This is a genomic window from Flavobacterium sp. MAHUQ-57, assembly GCF_051908335.1.
Lineage (GTDB): Bacteria > Bacteroidota > Bacteroidia > Flavobacteriales > Flavobacteriaceae > Flavobacterium.
In genome coordinates this window covers 929,188-946,094 of the sequence record NZ_JBPZTE010000007.1, presented here as the reverse complement: position 1 = coordinate 946,094, position 16,907 = coordinate 929,188, and the positions used below count along the sequence as shown (strand labels likewise).

Here is a 16,907-nt window from a genome sequence, read left to right as displayed (position 1 = left end):
CAGCATGTCTAAAGTAATAGGAAAAGTTGCTCAAATTATTGGTCCAGTGGTAGATGTTGTGTTTAACACAGCGGATGCTGAATTGCCAAAAATTTACGATTCATTAGAAATCACTAAAAAAGACGGTACTAAATTAGTATTGGAGGTTCAATCTCATATTGGAGAAAATACGGTACGTACAATCTCTATGGACTCAACAGATGGTTTGAGCAGAGGAGCTGATGTTACAGCTACAGGAGCTCCAATCCAAATGCCAATCGGTGGAGATATCTACGGGCGTTTATTTAACGTTGTTGGTGATGCTATCGATGGTCTAGGTGATTTACCAAAAGAAGGTGCAAATGGATTGCCAATCCACAGACAAGCTCCTAAATTCGAAGATTTATCAACTTCATCAGAAGTTTTATTTACAGGTATTAAAGTAATCGATTTGATCGAACCTTATGCAAAAGGAGGGAAAATTGGATTGTTCGGTGGTGCTGGTGTAGGTAAAACAGTATTGATTCAAGAGTTGATTAACAATATCGCAAAAGGTCACGGTGGTCTTTCTGTATTCGCAGGAGTAGGGGAAAGAACGCGTGAAGGAAATGACTTACTTCGTGAGATGTTAGAGTCAGGAATTATTAAATATGGTGACGATTTCATGCACTCTATGGAAAATGGAGGATGGGATTTAACTAAAGTTGATAAAGTGGGAATGAGAGATTCTAAAGCAACTTTCGTTTTCGGTCAGATGAATGAGCCACCTGGAGCACGTGCTCGTGTAGCTTTGTCTGGTTTGTCAATTGCAGAATATTTCCGTGATGGTGCTGGAACAGACCAAGGGAAAGACGTACTTTTCTTCGTAGATAATATCTTCCGTTTTACACAAGCGGGTTCTGAAGTATCTGCGTTATTAGGTCGTATGCCATCTGCGGTAGGTTACCAACCAACATTGGCAACTGAGATGGGTGCAATGCAAGAGCGTATTACATCAACTAAAAAAGGATCAATTACTTCAGTACAGGCAGTATATGTACCTGCGGATGACTTAACTGACCCGGCGCCGGCTACAACTTTCGCGCACTTAGATGCTACAACAGTATTGTCTCGTAAAATTGCTGAGTTAGGTATTTACCCAGCGGTAGATCCATTGGATTCTACTTCTCGTATCTTGACTCCAGAAATTTTAGGTAGCGAGCATTATGACTGTGCTCAAAGAGTTAAAGAGATCTTACAAAAATACAAGCAATTACAAGATATCATCGCTATCTTAGGTATGGAAGAATTATCAGAAGATGATAAATTGGCTGTATCAAGAGCGCGTCGTGTTCAACGTTTCTTGTCTCAACCTTTCCACGTGGCGGAACAATTTACAGGTATCCCAGGTGTATTAGTTGATATCAAAGATACGATCAAAGGATTTAACATGATCATTGATGGTGAGTTAGACCACTTACCTGAAGCAGCTTTCAACTTGAAAGGTACCATCGAGGATGTTATCGAAGCTGGTCAGAAAATGTTAGCTGAAGCATAATTTTAATTATGAATTATGAATTATAAATTATGAGTTTCATCTCATCGAATTATAACTCATAACTCATAACTCATAACTTAAAAAGATGATTGTAGAAATTGTATCACCAGAAGCCACTTTATTTACAGGAGAAGTAACTTCGGTTGCGGTTCCAGGAATAAATGGTGAGTTCCAAATGTTAAATAACCACGCGCCAATCGTGTCGTTATTAGGTAAAGGAAATGTAAAAATTGTTGGTTCTAATATTAAAATTGCAAAAGAATTTGCTGCAAAGTTTAATAAAGTAAACGAGCAAACATTTTGGTTGCCTATCAATTCTGGAACTATCGAAATGAACGATAATAAAATAATTGTATTAGCCGACTAATACAATTGGATACGAGCGTAATAAACTGTACGCAGTAAAATAAATTAAAAAGCTCAACAGTAATGTTGGGCTTTTTTTATACTTTTAATACTCTTAATCTACCTTATTATGAAAGTCAAAATTACATTGTTATTACTGTTTTTAAGTAGTTTTTGTCTAAATGTTATGGCACAGCAAAACAAACCGGTTTTATTATTAACCAATGCGAAAACCGGTAAAAGCATCAAAGTTTGTGAACCAATTAATCCAGATAAAGTGGAAGCAATATTGGGTAAAGCAATTACTTTAGAGAAAGAAGTTCCAGACGATGGTGATCCACCCTATTTTGTTTTTAAATATGATGGATTGTTAATAGAATTACAAGACGATAAAATTAAAAAAGTAGACATTACCAATAAGAAATGGAAATTGAATTCATTTACTACCGGAAATTTATTGGAAGATATTGCAGCGAAGCACGAAAAACACGATGCAAAATTCGTATACGACAAACGTTTTAAAGTTAAAGATTCAAAAGCAGTAATTTTTGTAGAAATTGATAATTTGCAAAGAGTTACTAAATTGGGTGTCGTTTTTCAATAATGGAAAATAACAATATAATTACCGTTTTTGAGGATACGATGTCAAATGTACATATGGTTATGGCAGCAATTATGTACACTTTTGCTGTGTCACCTTTTTTAGCATATATCTATTTCATTGTCGAATACGATTTGAATGCCGTTATTGTAATTAAATTTTTGGCTTATGCAATCAGTCTCTCGGCTCCGTTTATTGGTCCAGCAATTAACATTTCTGAAGAAAATACTGTGAAAGTTGATGCCAAAAATAAAACATTGATTACCGAGCAAAAGATTGTTTTTTATCAAAAAACCAAAATTACAGAAGTAACCGATTTTGATTACGTTGCTATTAATAGTTTTGGTTTTGGATATACAGTTACACTTTGGTATCAGAATAATGGATACAGACATATACCTTTAGTTAGCTTTTACAAAAAGAATAAAGCATTTCTTTATGCCAAATCTTTATGTAAAGTGATTGATGTGGATTTGTTGGATAAAATTGACACTAATAATCCTGTTTGGATTTACCGTTCAGAATTATGAAGCTGCCAGTATCTCTTTCTTCAAAACTAGAGCATCGTAAGCAAAACAATGCTTTACGTAGTTTGCCAAAAACAAATAATTTAATTGATTTTGCATCCAACGATTATCTTGGCTTTGCCCGTTCTGAAGCGATATTCGAGGCAACTCATGAGTTTCTTATGCAAAAAGGTATCAAAAGTAATGGAGCAACCGGGTCCCGATTGATTTCCGGTAATCATTCGCTATACGAGGAAACAGAAAACTATATTGCCGACTTTCATAAAAGTGAATCTGCTTTAATTTTTAATTCGGGTTACGATGCTAATGTTGGTTTTTTTAGTGCTGTGCCACAACGTAACGATGTAATATTGTATGATGAATTGTGCCATGCTTCAATACGTGATGGGATTCAGTTGTCGCAGGCAAAATCATTCAAATTTCAACATAATGATTTTGAAGATTTGGAGCAAAAACTACGCAAATTTCAATCTCCTGACTCCTCGGTTTTTATAGTTGTGGAATCAGTGTATTCAATGGATGGCGATGCACCAAATCTGGAAGAATTAGTATCGGTTTCAGAAAAGTACAATGGATTTCTGATAGTAGACGAAGCACACGCTTTGGGTTTATTTGGTGATGTAGGAGAAGGTTTGGTCCAAAGTTTACATCTTCAAGATAAATTTTTTGCCCGAATTATGACTTTTGGAAAAGGTCTCGGTTGTCATGGTGCTGCCATTTTAGGAAGTCGAGATTTAAAAGAGTATCTAGTTAATTTTGCTAGAAGTTTTATCTATACTACTGGACTTTCTCCACATTCAGTAGCTACCATTTTTATGGCATACCAACAGTTGATTAGTGGAAAGAATTCTATTGAAAAACTAAGAGATAATTGTATTCATTTCAATCAAACAAAAAACCTTTTGGGATTAAAACCAATGTTTGTCCGAAGTAAATCAGCAATACAATCTGCGATTATTCCGGGAAATGACAAAGTCAAAGCGGTAGCATTACAATTGCAATCCAAAGGATTTGATGTCAAAGCCATTTTATCACCCACCGTGCCGGAAGGACAAGAAAGGCTTCGATTCTGTTTGCATAGCTATAATTCGACAGAAGAAATAACAGAAGTTTTGCAATTTTTAAGTCAATTAATTTTTTAAAGTTTCCGAGCTTTGTGAACCGTAAAATAAAAGATTAATTATGAAAGTATTTATTACTGGTATTGGCACCGATATTGGAAAGACTATTGCCTCAGCGGTTGTGGTTGAAGCTTTGGAGGCTGACTATTGGAAGCCGGTTCAGGCTGGAGATTTAGACTATTCTGACACCCATAAAATCAAAAAATATGTTGCTAACGACAAATCGTATTTCCACAAAAACAGCTACGAATTGAATACACCTGCAAGTCCGCATTTGGCTGCGAAGCTTGACAATATTGAAATTGAACTCAATAAGATAAAAGAACCTATAACCGAAAATCATTTGGTTATTGAAGGTGCTGGAGGTGTTCTTGTGCCTTTGAATGAAACGGATTGTGTAATTGATTTAATTCAACCGGATTATAAAGTGATCGTTGTGTCCAGACATTATTTGGGAAGTATTAATCATACCTTGTTGACAATCGAAGCGTTAAAAAGTAGAAAAATTGAAGTGGGAGGAATTATTTTTAATGGTGACAAAAATGCTTCAACGGAATCAATTATCGTAAGCAAAACTGGGATAAAAATGATTGGGCGCATCGAAAACGAGCCGTATTTTGATACTAATGTAATTGCGTATTATGCCGATTTATTTCGTGACAACTTGTTAACATTGTGAAAAGAATGAAGTAATCGATAGCATACTTCGTATCTTTGTGCTTTAATTTTTAGAGAAAGTTCCATTACTTTACTCTGTTTATTCTTCAAAAATGAATTTCTCTCAAAAAGATAAATTATACAATTGGCATCCGTATACCCAACATCATACAGTAAAAGATTTTCCGGCTATTGTAAAAGGAAAAGAAGCTTTGTTGTGGGATGAAAACGGTAAAGAGTATATTGACGCAATTGCTTCTTGGTGGGTAAATCCCTTCGGACATTCCAATACATTTGTTGCTGATGCCATTTATCAACAATTAACTACTTTAGAACATGTTTTGTTTGGTGGATTTACACACAATAAGGTAGTAGAATTAGCAGAAAAACTTATTGAAATACTGCCATCAAATCAGCAGAAATTTTTCTATTCAGATAATGGGTCTACGGCAGTAGAGGTGGCTATTAAGGCTTCATTTCAGTACTTTTTTAATAAAGGAATTCAGAAAAATACGATTATTGCTTTTGAAGATGCGTTTCACGGTGATACTTTTGGAGCAATGGCTGTTAGTGGTATTTCTTTATTTACCGAAGCATTTCAAGGATCTTTACTGAAAGTTATTCGGATTCCTATTCCTGTAAAAGGAAAAGAAAACGAAACGAGGGAAGCGTTGCAAAACACTTTAGAAAACCATGAAGTAGCGGCCTTTATTTTTGAGCCTTTGGTGCTAGGCGCAGCGGGAATGGTCATGTATGAACCTGAAATTTTAGATGAACTCATTGAAATTTGCAAAAAAAAGAACGTGTTTACTATTGCAGATGAAGTGATGACTGGTTTTGGAAAGACAGGAAAACTTTTTGCTAGTGATTATCTGCAACAACAACCGGACATGATGTGTCTTTCAAAAGCACTGACCGCTGGGACGATTCCAATGGCCATTACCACATTTACGAACGAAATTTTTAATGGTTTCAAAAGTGAATCGGTAAGTCATGCATTGTTTCATGGGCATACGTTTACGGCCAATCCAACCGGATGTGCAGCAGCATTAGCCAGTATTGCCTTGTTGCAAAAGGAAACAACCCAACAAAATATAGAGAGGATTTTTCAAAGTCATTTGAATTTTAAGGAGCGTATCCAAAATCATCCGAAGGTGAGTGCAACAAGAGTGCTGGGCGTTATCTTTGCTTTGGAAGTAAAGACTGATGGTGAAACCGACTATTATGGTAATTTGCGTAACACACTCTATGATTTCTTTATCGATAATGGAATTATTCTCCGTCCAGTTGGTAATATTATATATATTTTACCACCCTACATTATAACCAACGACCAATTGGAAAAAGTCTACCAAACGATAGAAAAAGCATTAGAAATAGTTTAATTTTGTAGCTATTCCCGTCATTCGCTCTATCTTTTATTGCCATTTGTCAAAGCAATAAAAGGATGCCGCTACTACCGGGGCTAAAATATTCCCATTGAAACAAAAAATTGCCATAACCGCTCTTTCTTCTGTATCGGCTTTAGGTCATCAACCTGAAACCATATGGAATAATTATTCATTAGATTCATCTTGCATTAGTCTGCAAAAAATAGGAGATCAGGAAATCGCTGTCGCACAATTACCTTCAGAAACTAAAAAAGAAATTGAAGCGTTACGACTGTCTGAAGCAAAATACAAGAATTTAGATCCTTCTGTTTTATTTGCGATTTACACTGCTCGTGAAGCAATAAAGCAAGCCGGTTGGAAACAGAATGACCATTTTGGGATTAATATAGGTTCTTCTCGTGGCGCCACTGAATTGTTTGAAAAATACCACCAGGAATTCATCGAAACAGGCCTTTCTTCTACTTTAGCCTCGCCCACTACCACTTTAGGTAATATTTCTTCATGGGTAGCACACGATCTTAAAAGTAAAGGGCCAGAAGTGTCACACTCTATAACTTGTTCTACAGCATTACACGCTTTGTTAAATGGCGTGGTGTGGCTTAAAGCCGGCATGGCAGATAAATTTTTAGTAGGAGGGAGTGAAGCACCTCTTACGCCTTTTACCATTGCTCAAATGCAGGCGTTAAAAATTTACTCATCATCGGCAGAATGTTTGTCTTTCGATTTGGAGAAAAGTAAAAACACCATGGTACTTGGTGAAGGCGCCGCTATGATTTGTTTGGAAAGCGGAGAAAAAGAAAACGCCTTGGCTTATGTCGAAGGTGTTGGTTATGCAACGGATATTTTAGAACATAGTATTTCTATTTCCTCGGAAGCACAATGTTTTCAGGACTCGATGAAGATGGCTTTAGGTGAGATGAATCTTTGTGAGATAGATGTTGTAGTAATGCACGCACCGGGAACAGTAAAGGGCGATTTGTCAGAATACAAAGCACTTCAAAAAGTATTTGGAAATGATTTACCCATGTTAACCACCAACAAATGGAAAATCGGACATACTTTTGGTGCCTCTGGGATGTTGAGTGTTGAGTTAGCCATGATGATGCTTCAACACGATACATTTATTAAAGTGCCTTTTGCAACAGAACAAAACCTTAAAAAACCGATACGAAAAGTATTGATTAATGCTGTTGGTTTTGGTGGAAATGCCGTATCAATTGTTATCGGAAAATAACAGGATACTATTTGTCTTTTGATTCCAACTCATTCAATTTGTCGAAAACCAATTGGCTTTCCCAGCCTTTTCGAAGTAGAAAATCACAAAATTTACGTTTCTTTTTTTGAATGTTTGTTTCTCTGATTGTTTCCCATTCTTTTTCGGCCAATGCAGTAAATGTAGCAAAATAGCTTTCCGAAGAAATCTCTTTTAAAGCAATGTCAATATTGTATTTGGAAATGTTTTTGAATTTGAGTTCATTAATCAATCTGATTTTCCCCCACTTTTTTATGTTGTGCTTTCCTCTTACAAATGAGCAGGCAAATCGTTCCTCATTAAGATAATTGTTTTCGATTAGATGGACCAAGTATTCGTCGATTTCGTCTGTAGTTAATTGGAAAGATTTTAGTTTAGAAATGACTTCTTCATGGCAGCGCTCTTGGTAGGCGCAATAGTATTCTATTTTATTTTGGATTGAAGGTACAAGCATAATTTGTGACTCAAAGATATAATAAAAAGCCTAAAAAATTAATTTGTAAGATAAAGACTATGGTTTTAAAAACGCTTGAGGTCACTAATAATGAGCACTCGCTGAAAAATAACGATAAGTTTAACGTCTAAAAATTGCAAGCTTTAAAAACTTTTCTATTTTTAATGGCTTTATTTTAATTTTTAACAATTAATTCACGATAAAGCATTGAAATAAATAGGTTGTTATGAAGATTAAATTAATTGCTTTTTCTTTTCTTTTTCTTTTTTTATTGACGTCTGATTGTATCCATGCTCAGTTATTACAATGGAATACCTTTGGGAATACTGGTACAGAAACTACAGAGCCGAGCGTTTCAAATAATGCTAATATTTTACCCTCGAATCTTATCATTGGAGGGGGTGTTTCGCCAGCAGCTAATGGAAATCGCTTTGGTGGAAATAATTGGTTTGATACTGGAAATACTGTAACGGGAAGTTCTTTAACCGAAGCGATGGCTGGTAATAATTATATCGAATTTACCGTCACGCCAAATTCAGGTTTTTCATTTACACCTACCTCTTTTTCTTTTAGTTGGGACAAGTCTGGAACTGGTCCTCAAAATGTAGCATTACGATCTTCAATTGATGGATATTCTTCAAACATTGGAGTAATTGCGCCAACAGCTCCTATTGGGACTTTTAATGTTATAACCATCACAGGATTACTGAATATAACATCAGTCACTACATTTAGAATTTATGGTTATGGAGCAACAGGTACTGGTGGAACAGGAGGTTTTGATATCGCATCGAATATAAACAATATTATACTTAATGGAACTACTGCTTCTTCGGTATTGCCTAATATAAGCGTTTCGGCTTCTTCTTTGTCAAATTTTACTTATGTAGTTGGTTTAGGTCCATCGGCTGAACAAAATTTTGAGGTTAGTGGTTCTAATCTAACTGCTAATCTAACTTTGAATGCTCCAACAGACTACGAAATATCGACAACTTCAGGGGTCGGCTTTAGCAGTTCAGTTAGCCTCACGTCTACATCTGGAACCGTTGCCTCAACATCGATATTCGTAAGATTAAAATCAGGACTTGCATTAGGGAATTATAATTCAGAAAGTATTATTTGTAGTTCAACGGGAGCAACAAATCAAAGCGTAATCTGTAGTGGCAGTGTGACTAATCCATCTACAGTTTTTTCTAAAGGTGATTTTGCCGTTATTGGAATCAATTCAAATATTTCTTGCTATGCAGGAGGTTATGCAGCTGGTGATGACGAAATTAGCTTTATTACGTTTAAAGCAATTCAAAATGGAGATTCTTTTTATATCACCGATAATGGCTATGAACGGACCAGTTTAGGAGCTTGGGGCGATACAGAAGGTGTTTATCAGTTGACAAGGACCGGAAGCATAATTCCGGCAGGTACGGTTGTTACTATTCGATTGAAAACGGCTGCTCCAAATGTTGAATTTGTTTCTCCTGATGCCAATTGGGCTTATTCGAAACCTACAGGTTTTACAGGGAGTGTTGTGTTGAATTCTGGTGGAGACCAAATTTTTTTCATGCAAGGAGGAAGTTGGAATAATCCCGCAGGAGCAAATGATGCGATTTATACACCTGGAAATTATTTATATGCCTTTAATACGGCTACTACCTGGGAATCTCTTGGTGCAAGTACTCAAAAGTCAGGATTGCCAATAGATTTGCAATGTTTTAGTTTGGCTCCTGGTTCTGCTACTGATTTTTTAGAGTATACAGGACCTACAACTGCTGCCGATAAATTAGAGTGGATCGCGAGATTGAATAATTCTTCTAATTGGACCAATAGAATTTCTTGTGCAGGTTATCTTAGAACACATGTGGGACAATTGTATGTTGTGACAAATACCGGAATTTATAGTAATGGAATTTGGACAGGGACAAAAAATACAGATTGGTTCGACTGTTCCAATTGGCAAACGCTTAATGTTCCTGATAATACCATCGATGTTGAATTGAATGGAACATATGCTGTCAGAGATGCAATAATTGATATTTCTTCTACTAATGCTTCTATTTATGGAGGGATTGCAAAATCTAAGAATTTAACGATTTCAACTCATAAAGTTCAGTTGGAAAGCGACGTCAATAATAAATTGGAAGTTTATGGTGATTTTTCTATTATCGGGACTGGCTCTTTGGATATGGATGATGCCAACAATAGTACTGCTGATGGACAACTATACTTACATGGTAACTGGACAAATAATGTAGGTAATGTAGCTTTTTATGAAGGAAATGGAACTGTTCTGTTTTCAGGAACAACTCCTCAAATAATCAATACTGTAACACCCGAAGGGACTGAAACATTTTATAATGTAGTGTTGAATAACCATTTTACAACGAGTGTTTCAAATGATCTATTAGCAAATGGAGATTTGACAATCAATGCTTCAAAAACAGTAACTATTTCTTCAAATGATTATATTCAGGTAGGAAAAAATGTAGTAAACAATGGCACTTTAACGATTCAGGATGATGGCTCGTTACTACAGGTGGACGATGCAGGAACCTATTCTGGAAGTGGCTCTAATTCGTTAACTAGAGTTGCGGAAAACTTGAAGTTGTTCGATTATGTCTATTGGTCCTCTCCGCAAAATAATTCGCTATTTGCAACAATTCCGAATAGTAGGTATTATGAATGGGTGCCTGATTATGCTAATCCAATAGGTTATGGTTATGGAAACTGGTTTACTCCTTCAGGTAGTACGATGACCAATGGGAAAGGTTATATTTTTAGAGTGCCAAATGGTAATCCAACACAAACGGTTACTTTTACAGGAAGCCTATTCAATACTGGAGTTATCACTTCACAACTAAAAAAAGGGCCATATACTTCAGCAACCGTTATTCCTCCAGGAGTGAATGGTCCGATAACAAGTACTGATGATAATTGGAATTTACTAGGGAATCCGTACCCATCTGCGATAGATGCAATTGAATTCGCCAGCGATAATAGCGGTGTTCTGGAAAATGGAGAGGTTTCCTTGTGGAGACATTTGACAGGGATTAGCGATACAATATTGAGTCCGTATTATCAGTCTTTTGTTTATAATTACACATCGAATGATTATGTGACTTATAATGCTTCGGGATCGGTTCCAGCCGGTGCTTTTGACGGGAAAATAGCTTCTGGTCAGGCATTTTTTGTGCGAATGAAAGATGATGTGGCTGTTCCAAATACATCGAATGCAGTGTTCAACAATTCGCAAAGAAGTAGAATCCATAATAACAGTCAGTTTTTCAGAACTACAAACACAACGGCTGAAGTAGCAACAGAAAAACACAGGATTTGGTTGGATTTAGTTAACCCCAATAATAGAGCAACTAGCCAGATGATAGGTTATGTTGAAGGCGCTACTAACGCTGATGATTTCTTGTATGAAGCAAAATCAAGTTTGAAATCGGGTTTCCAGTTCTATTCATTAATTGCTGATAAAATATATAAAATTCAGGGAAGACAATTGCCTTTTGACCAGAATGATACAGTGCCTCTTGGTGTAATTGTTCCCACGGATGGTAATTATACTATTGCTATTAATTCGGTGGATGGTCGATTTGCAGAAGGGAATCTTAAAATTTATCTGGAAGATAAATGGACAGGTGTTATTCATGATTTAAAAGCATCGCCGTACCAATTCAATGTGGCAAAAGGGAATTATACTAACCGTTTTCTTCTTCGTTACCAAGAACAAAGACTTTCAGATGAAGATTATGTGGTAAATGATACTACAGTTCGTGTTTTTGTTACCGATGAAGTAATTAAGATTACCTCCGATAAACAATCTATTCATACATATGAAGTGTACAATCTTCTCGGTCAGTTATTAAAAATAAAAACAGATTGTAATGCTTTAGAGGTGAATGTGTCTGATTTTGGTAATAAAAACCAAGCATTAATTGTCAAGGTTCTTTTGGATAACGGAACTTTGATCAGTAAAAAAATCATTTTTTAAAATATCTAAAAACAACTACGATAAAACCCTCAAAAGAATATCTTTTTTTGAGGGTTTTTTAGCTAAAAATTAATAGTTTGAAATTGTATTTTCTTTTAACGAATTGATTATGAGTAATATTGTAAATATTTCGTAATTTTAATCCAGTTTCTTTACAAAGTTTATCCCGCTTTTTAGTGTAGTGTTTTCTTCCTTTCAACTTTGGACGTTTATTTCTTACTGTCCAAATTAGCGTATGCGATAGATTATAAGTTGATTGAAAATCATCGTAGGTATTTGTACATGGAAAAATAGCCATGCTAACAATGTTATTGAAGCTGTCGTTATTTCCTTTCTTCCGGCTTTATTTTGGGAGTATTTGCTTTTAAACCAGAGCTTTGAAATTGACAAATAGGACCAAAAATTCATAAATACGAGAAAATACATATTCTAAAAAATATCTAAAAAAGTCAAATTTCATCGACCATCGGCAAAAAACATCGATAAATTTAACTTTTTTGTTATTATGTAAAGGAATAGTAATATATTTGACGGCTCTATTTTGAACTAAGTGGTTGGTTTTCAGTAGAGAATTTTACACAATTAAAACATATACAATGAGAATTAAATTACTTATTTTTTCTTTGCTGTTTTCGGTAATTGGATGGAGTCAGGTTTCTTACTTGGGTCTAGATGGTGGATTTGAAGGATCTGCTTCGATCGATAATGCTACAGCTTATGCAGTTCCACAAGCTGGGAAATGGGCTAAAGCAAATGCTACACAAACAATCTCTAACGAGACTTCTGTTGTAAGGTCTGGCGCTAACTCTTTAAGAGTTAATAATTCAAGCACAACAGCTAGGAGAGTTTGGTCGCCAAATATTACAGTTGCCTCAACAACTTCTCAAGTTACTGTTCAATACTACAGAAGGGTTGGTAGCCTTACAAATACTCAAGAATCTCAAGCTGGTATAATTAATAATTCGGAACTTTTAGCTGGGGCTTATAACGTTCCGTCTGCTATAAATACTTGGGAAAAAGTTACTCTTTCGAAACCTTCTTCAACTTGGACAACAATTTCTGGTTTGTTTTTACACAGACAATTGGGTACCGGAGGTGATATGTTTGTCGACGATATGTGTGTTTATACAGGAGCAGTGGATATAACCGCTCCCAATGCACCAACTGCAGGAATTGTAAGTAATCCAAGTACAAATACTCTTGATGTTAGTTGGACAGCAGCTTCTGGTGGAGTTGATGGTGGAGGTTACCTTGTAGTTAGAGGGACCGTTGATCCAACAACAGCTCCTAATGGTAATGGAATTTATGCTGTAGGAAATAGTATTGCAGCAGGTATGACTGTAGTGTATCAAGGTACAGGAAACTCTTTTACAGATACAGGTTTACTTTCAGGCACCCAATATTTTTATAGAATATATACATATGATAAAGCCTATAATTATTCAGGTTCTTCAAACTGTAATGGAACAACGACAGTTGCTCCTTCTGTAATTGTGTCTACGGGTACCCTTTCAGGGTTTAATTATTTTTTTGGTTCTGGGCCTTCTTCGGAGCAGACATTTTCTGTAAGTGGTACTAACTTAACTGGAAATATCACCATTGCACCTTCAGCAAATTATGAAGTATCAACTACTTCTGGGAGTGGTTATGGGGCTTCAATAGTATTAACTCCTTCAGCAGGAGTTCTTGCTCTTACAACAATATATGTGAGATTAAAAGCTGGGCTTTCAATTGGAAATTATAATGCTGAGAATATCGTCGTATCTTCTTCTGGCGTTGCAAATCAGAATGTTGTTTGTAGTGGGAGTGTTTCTGCTACAGGACCGGAAATAAATATACAAGGGAATTCAGTTACAATTACAAATGGAGATGCTTCACCAAGTCTAGCTGATCATACCGATTTTGGAACGGTGAATACAACATCGGGAACAATGGTGAGGACATTCACTGTTCAAAATATTGGAACGTCGGATTTGAATATTAGTAATGTTTCCATTTCTGGAGCAGACGCTGCGGATTATTCGATTACGGCATCTCCTTCAGCAACGGTTGCTGCAGGTGGATCGACAACTTTTGATTTGACTTTTAATCCTTCAGCTGATGGATTGAAATCGGCTACAATTACGGTTTCAAATGACGATTCTGATGAACCTGCTTATAATTTTGCAATTCAAGGAACAGGTTTAAGTGCTCCGGCAATAACAAGCAGTTTAACAGCAACAGGAACACAAAATATCACTTTTTCGTACTCAATTGTAGCAACAAATACCCCTACTTCTTATGGGGCGACAGGATTACCGTCCGGTTTGGCTATCAACACGGGTACAGGAGCAATCACTGGAACTCCAACGGTTTCCGGTACTTATAATATTAGTATTTCGGCAACCAATGCGGTTGGAACGGATACACAGACTTTAGTGTTGACATTGGCGGTAGGGCCTTGTTTAATTGATAGTTTTACATCAGTTACATTCCCGCCAGCAGGATGGGTTGCCACAAATGTTACAAGAAGTACAAATGCTGTAGATTATAATACCGGACCTGCAGCTGCAACTTTTGCACAAAATACAGGAACATTAGCAATGACAGCTGTGGCCTATCCAACTCAATTGAAATTTTATTTAGGTAGATCAGGAAATACAACAGCAAAAACATTAACAGTTGAAGTTTCTACAGTGTCGCAAGTAGCTGGATTTACAACAATAGCAACTTACGATCATAGTAACGTTCCAGTGTCAAGTTATAATCAGTATACCGTTGATTTGTCTTCTTACACAAATGCACCGAATGTTTGGATTCGTTTTGTAAAAACCTCTACTACTACTGCGCCTTGGCGTTTTGATGATGTAGAGGTGTATTGTGGTACTCCGACTTTCCCAGAAATCGATATTAAAGGAAATACCATTTCAATCGCAGATGGGGATCTTACACCTACATTAGCCGATAATACTGATTTTGGTTCGGCTCTTTTAAATAGTCCTTTAGCCAAGACATTTACAATCGAAAATACAGGTGTTGATCCGTTAAAACTTTTTGGTTCAAGTCCATATATTACAATTTCAGGAGCAAATGCTGCAGATTTCAGTGTATCAATTGCACCCGCTTCATCAGTTGCTGCTGCGGGTTCGACCACTTTCGAAATTACATTCCAAACATCTGTCGTAGGTTTAAGAACGGCAACTGTTACCATTGTTAATGATGATGCAGATGAAAACCCCTATAATTTCACTATTCAGGGAACTGGAGTTCTTTGTGCAGATACAACAACATGGAATGGAACTGCATGGAGTAATGGAATACCTAATTTGACTAAAGAGGCAGTTCTTACTGGCAATTATACAACTTCAGTTACAACTCCTAGTTTTGTTTGCTGTAGTTTAGTGGTGAATGTTGGTGCTACATTGACTATTGCTTCAAATGATTACATAGAGATAAATAATAATGTAACGAATAATGGAGCAATAACAATTCAAGATGACGGTTCATTAATTCAAATGAGTAATACCGGAACGTATTCCGGAACAGGAACGAATTCGATGGTAAGAGTTGCCTCCAACTTAAAATTGTTCGACTATGTGTATTGGTCTTCTCCATTGACAAGCGCACCTTTTACCTCAATTCCTAATAGTCGTTACTACGAATGGGATGCTGATGTTGTAAATCCTGCAGGTTATGGTCAAGGTAATTGGGTCGCAACAGCAGATGCGAATATGGTTCCTGGAAAAGGATACATTTTTAGAGTACCTGATGCAAATACAACTCAAACGGTTACTTTCTCAGGAAGCTTATTCAATAATGGTGTCGTAAACAAAACTGTAAATAAAGGTACGATTACTGCTCCTTTTGCAGGAACGAATACTACGATTACAGAGTTTGATGACAACTGGAATCTTGTAGGTAATCCATACCCTTCAGCAATTGATACACAAACTTTTGTTGTAGATAATAATGCAGTACTTGAAGATGCAACGGTTTATTTGTGGAGACATTTGAATGCGCCCGTTCAATCAACTAGTCCTTATTACTCGACATACACCTACAATTATACTACGACAGATTATGTGAAACATAATGGAACAGCTTCAATTCCAGGGGGTGCTTTTGACGGAAAAATTGCATCGGGTCAAGCTTTCTTTGTGAAAATGAAGGAAAGTTTAGGATCGAACTCAGCTAACCTTGAATTTAAGAACGGACAAAGATCAAGTGCTCACAATAACAGCCAGTTCTTCAGAAGTGGTGCTGGACAAACAGAAAAGCACAGAATTTGGTTGGATTTGATTAGTCCTGATCAATCCGTGAAAACTCAAGTTGTGGCTTATGTGGAAGGCGCAACGAATGAAGATGATTTTTATTTTGACTCTAAATCGAGTTATAAATCAGGATTTGGTTTCCATTCTGTGAACAACAATGTGATTTTTGATATTCAAGCGAGAGCATTGCCTTTTGCAGATAATGATTTGGTGCCGCTTGGAGTGCAATTGCCTACAGCCGGAACGTATACCATAGCTATCGGTCAAACGGATGGTGTTTTTGCTAATAGATCAAATAAAATTTATCTAGAAGATAGAACAAATAATACAATTCATGATTTAACAATGTCACCTTATCAGTTTACAGCTGCACAGGGTATCATTAGCGACAGATTTGTGTTGAGATATACGGATAACAGACTGAATAATGATGATTTTGAATCGTTAAAGAATTCAGTGAAAGTTTTTGGCAGAAACAATGCAATTGCAATTTCGTCAGGAATCGAAAGCATAGCTTCTTATGAAGTGTATAATGTACTTGGTCAATCGGTAGCATCTAAAAACAAAATTGATAGACAAGAGATAGAAGTAACTTCGGTTAAAAGAAATAATCAGACATTAATTGTAAAAGTGAATCTTAAAAACGGTCATACAGTAACTAAGAAAATTCTTTTTTAGAAGATTAATTCAACTGTTTTATTACAAGTCTCTCTTTCAAATTTTGGAAGAGAGACTTTTTTTTGTTGAAAACTTATTCGTTTAGAGTGATAAAAAAAATCTATTTTTACTAAAAATAAATCGC

Annotated in this window: 11 protein-coding genes; 10 read left to right on the top strand and 1 reads right to left on the bottom strand. The window is 36.1% G+C overall.

All coding sequences use genetic code 11. The annotated features are described in order from the left end of the window. Positions 1-4: 4 nt before the first annotated feature. From atpD to ACS8MM_RS12340, 8 genes are all read left to right on the top strand, one after another. Positions 5-1,516 carry a F0F1 ATP synthase subunit beta gene (gene atpD / locus ACS8MM_RS12375; protein WP_379717370.1) on the top strand — a complete coding sequence of 504 codons (1,512 nt, stop codon included), beginning with the start codon at positions 5-7 and terminating at the stop codon, positions 1,514-1,516. A gap of 85 nt (positions 1,517-1,601) precedes the next feature. Beyond that, entirely contained in the window at positions 1,602-1,883 is a 282-nt protein-coding gene (locus tag ACS8MM_RS12370) for a F0F1 ATP synthase subunit epsilon (protein WP_379717368.1), read from the top strand. A gap of 108 nt (positions 1,884-1,991) precedes the next feature. Further along, positions 1,992-2,465, top strand: a complete 474-nt coding sequence (locus ACS8MM_RS12365) for a hypothetical protein (RefSeq protein WP_379717366.1) — start codon at positions 1,992-1,994, stop codon at positions 2,463-2,465. Beyond that, positions 2,465-2,992, top strand: a complete 528-nt coding sequence (locus tag ACS8MM_RS12360; RefSeq protein WP_379717364.1) for a hypothetical protein — start codon at positions 2,465-2,467, stop codon at positions 2,990-2,992. Before ACS8MM_RS12365 ends, ACS8MM_RS12360 begins: the two co-directional genes overlap by 1 nt. Beyond that, the gene (locus ACS8MM_RS12355; RefSeq protein WP_379717362.1) at positions 2,989-4,131 is read left to right on the top strand and encodes an aminotransferase class I/II-fold pyridoxal phosphate-dependent enzyme; all 1,143 of its coding nucleotides are present in this window, start codon (positions 2,989-2,991) and stop codon (positions 4,129-4,131) included. Before ACS8MM_RS12360 ends, ACS8MM_RS12355 begins: the two co-directional genes overlap by 4 nt. Positions 4,132-4,171: 40 nt before the next feature. After that, a complete protein-coding gene (bioD, locus tag ACS8MM_RS12350) occupies positions 4,172-4,789 on the top strand; it encodes a dethiobiotin synthase (RefSeq protein ID WP_379717360.1) in 618 nt (205 codons plus the stop codon). A 91-nt stretch (positions 4,790-4,880) separates the two neighbouring features. Further along, on the top strand, positions 4,881-6,152 hold the full coding sequence (bioA, locus tag ACS8MM_RS12345) for an adenosylmethionine--8-amino-7-oxononanoate transaminase (protein ID WP_379717358.1): 1,272 nt from the start codon (positions 4,881-4,883) through the stop codon (positions 6,150-6,152). A gap of 94 nt (positions 6,153-6,246) precedes the next feature. Next, the gene (locus tag ACS8MM_RS12340; RefSeq protein WP_379717356.1) at positions 6,247-7,392 is read left to right on the top strand and encodes a beta-ketoacyl synthase N-terminal-like domain-containing protein; all 1,146 of its coding nucleotides are present in this window, start codon (positions 6,247-6,249) and stop codon (positions 7,390-7,392) included. A gap of 7 nt (positions 7,393-7,399) precedes the next feature. On the opposite strand, the gene ACS8MM_RS12335 is transcribed toward ACS8MM_RS12340, so the two are convergent. Continuing rightward, entirely contained in the window at positions 7,400-7,864 is a 465-nt protein-coding gene (locus tag ACS8MM_RS12335; protein WP_379717354.1) for a regulatory protein RecX, read from the bottom strand. Positions 7,865-8,090: 226 nt separating this feature from the next. On the opposite strand from ACS8MM_RS12335, the gene ACS8MM_RS12330 reads away from it, so the two are divergent. Together ACS8MM_RS12330 and ACS8MM_RS12325 are read left to right on the top strand one after the other, a co-directional pair. Further along, positions 8,091-11,855: a hypothetical protein gene (locus ACS8MM_RS12330; RefSeq protein WP_379717352.1), complete on the top strand. Its 3,765-nt coding sequence runs from the start codon at positions 8,091-8,093 to the stop codon at positions 11,853-11,855. Between the two features lie 596 nt (positions 11,856-12,451). Continuing rightward, positions 12,452-16,783, top strand: a complete 4,332-nt coding sequence (locus ACS8MM_RS12325; protein WP_379717350.1) for a choice-of-anchor D domain-containing protein — start codon at positions 12,452-12,454, stop codon at positions 16,781-16,783. The last annotated feature ends 124 nt before the right edge of the window (positions 16,784-16,907 follow it).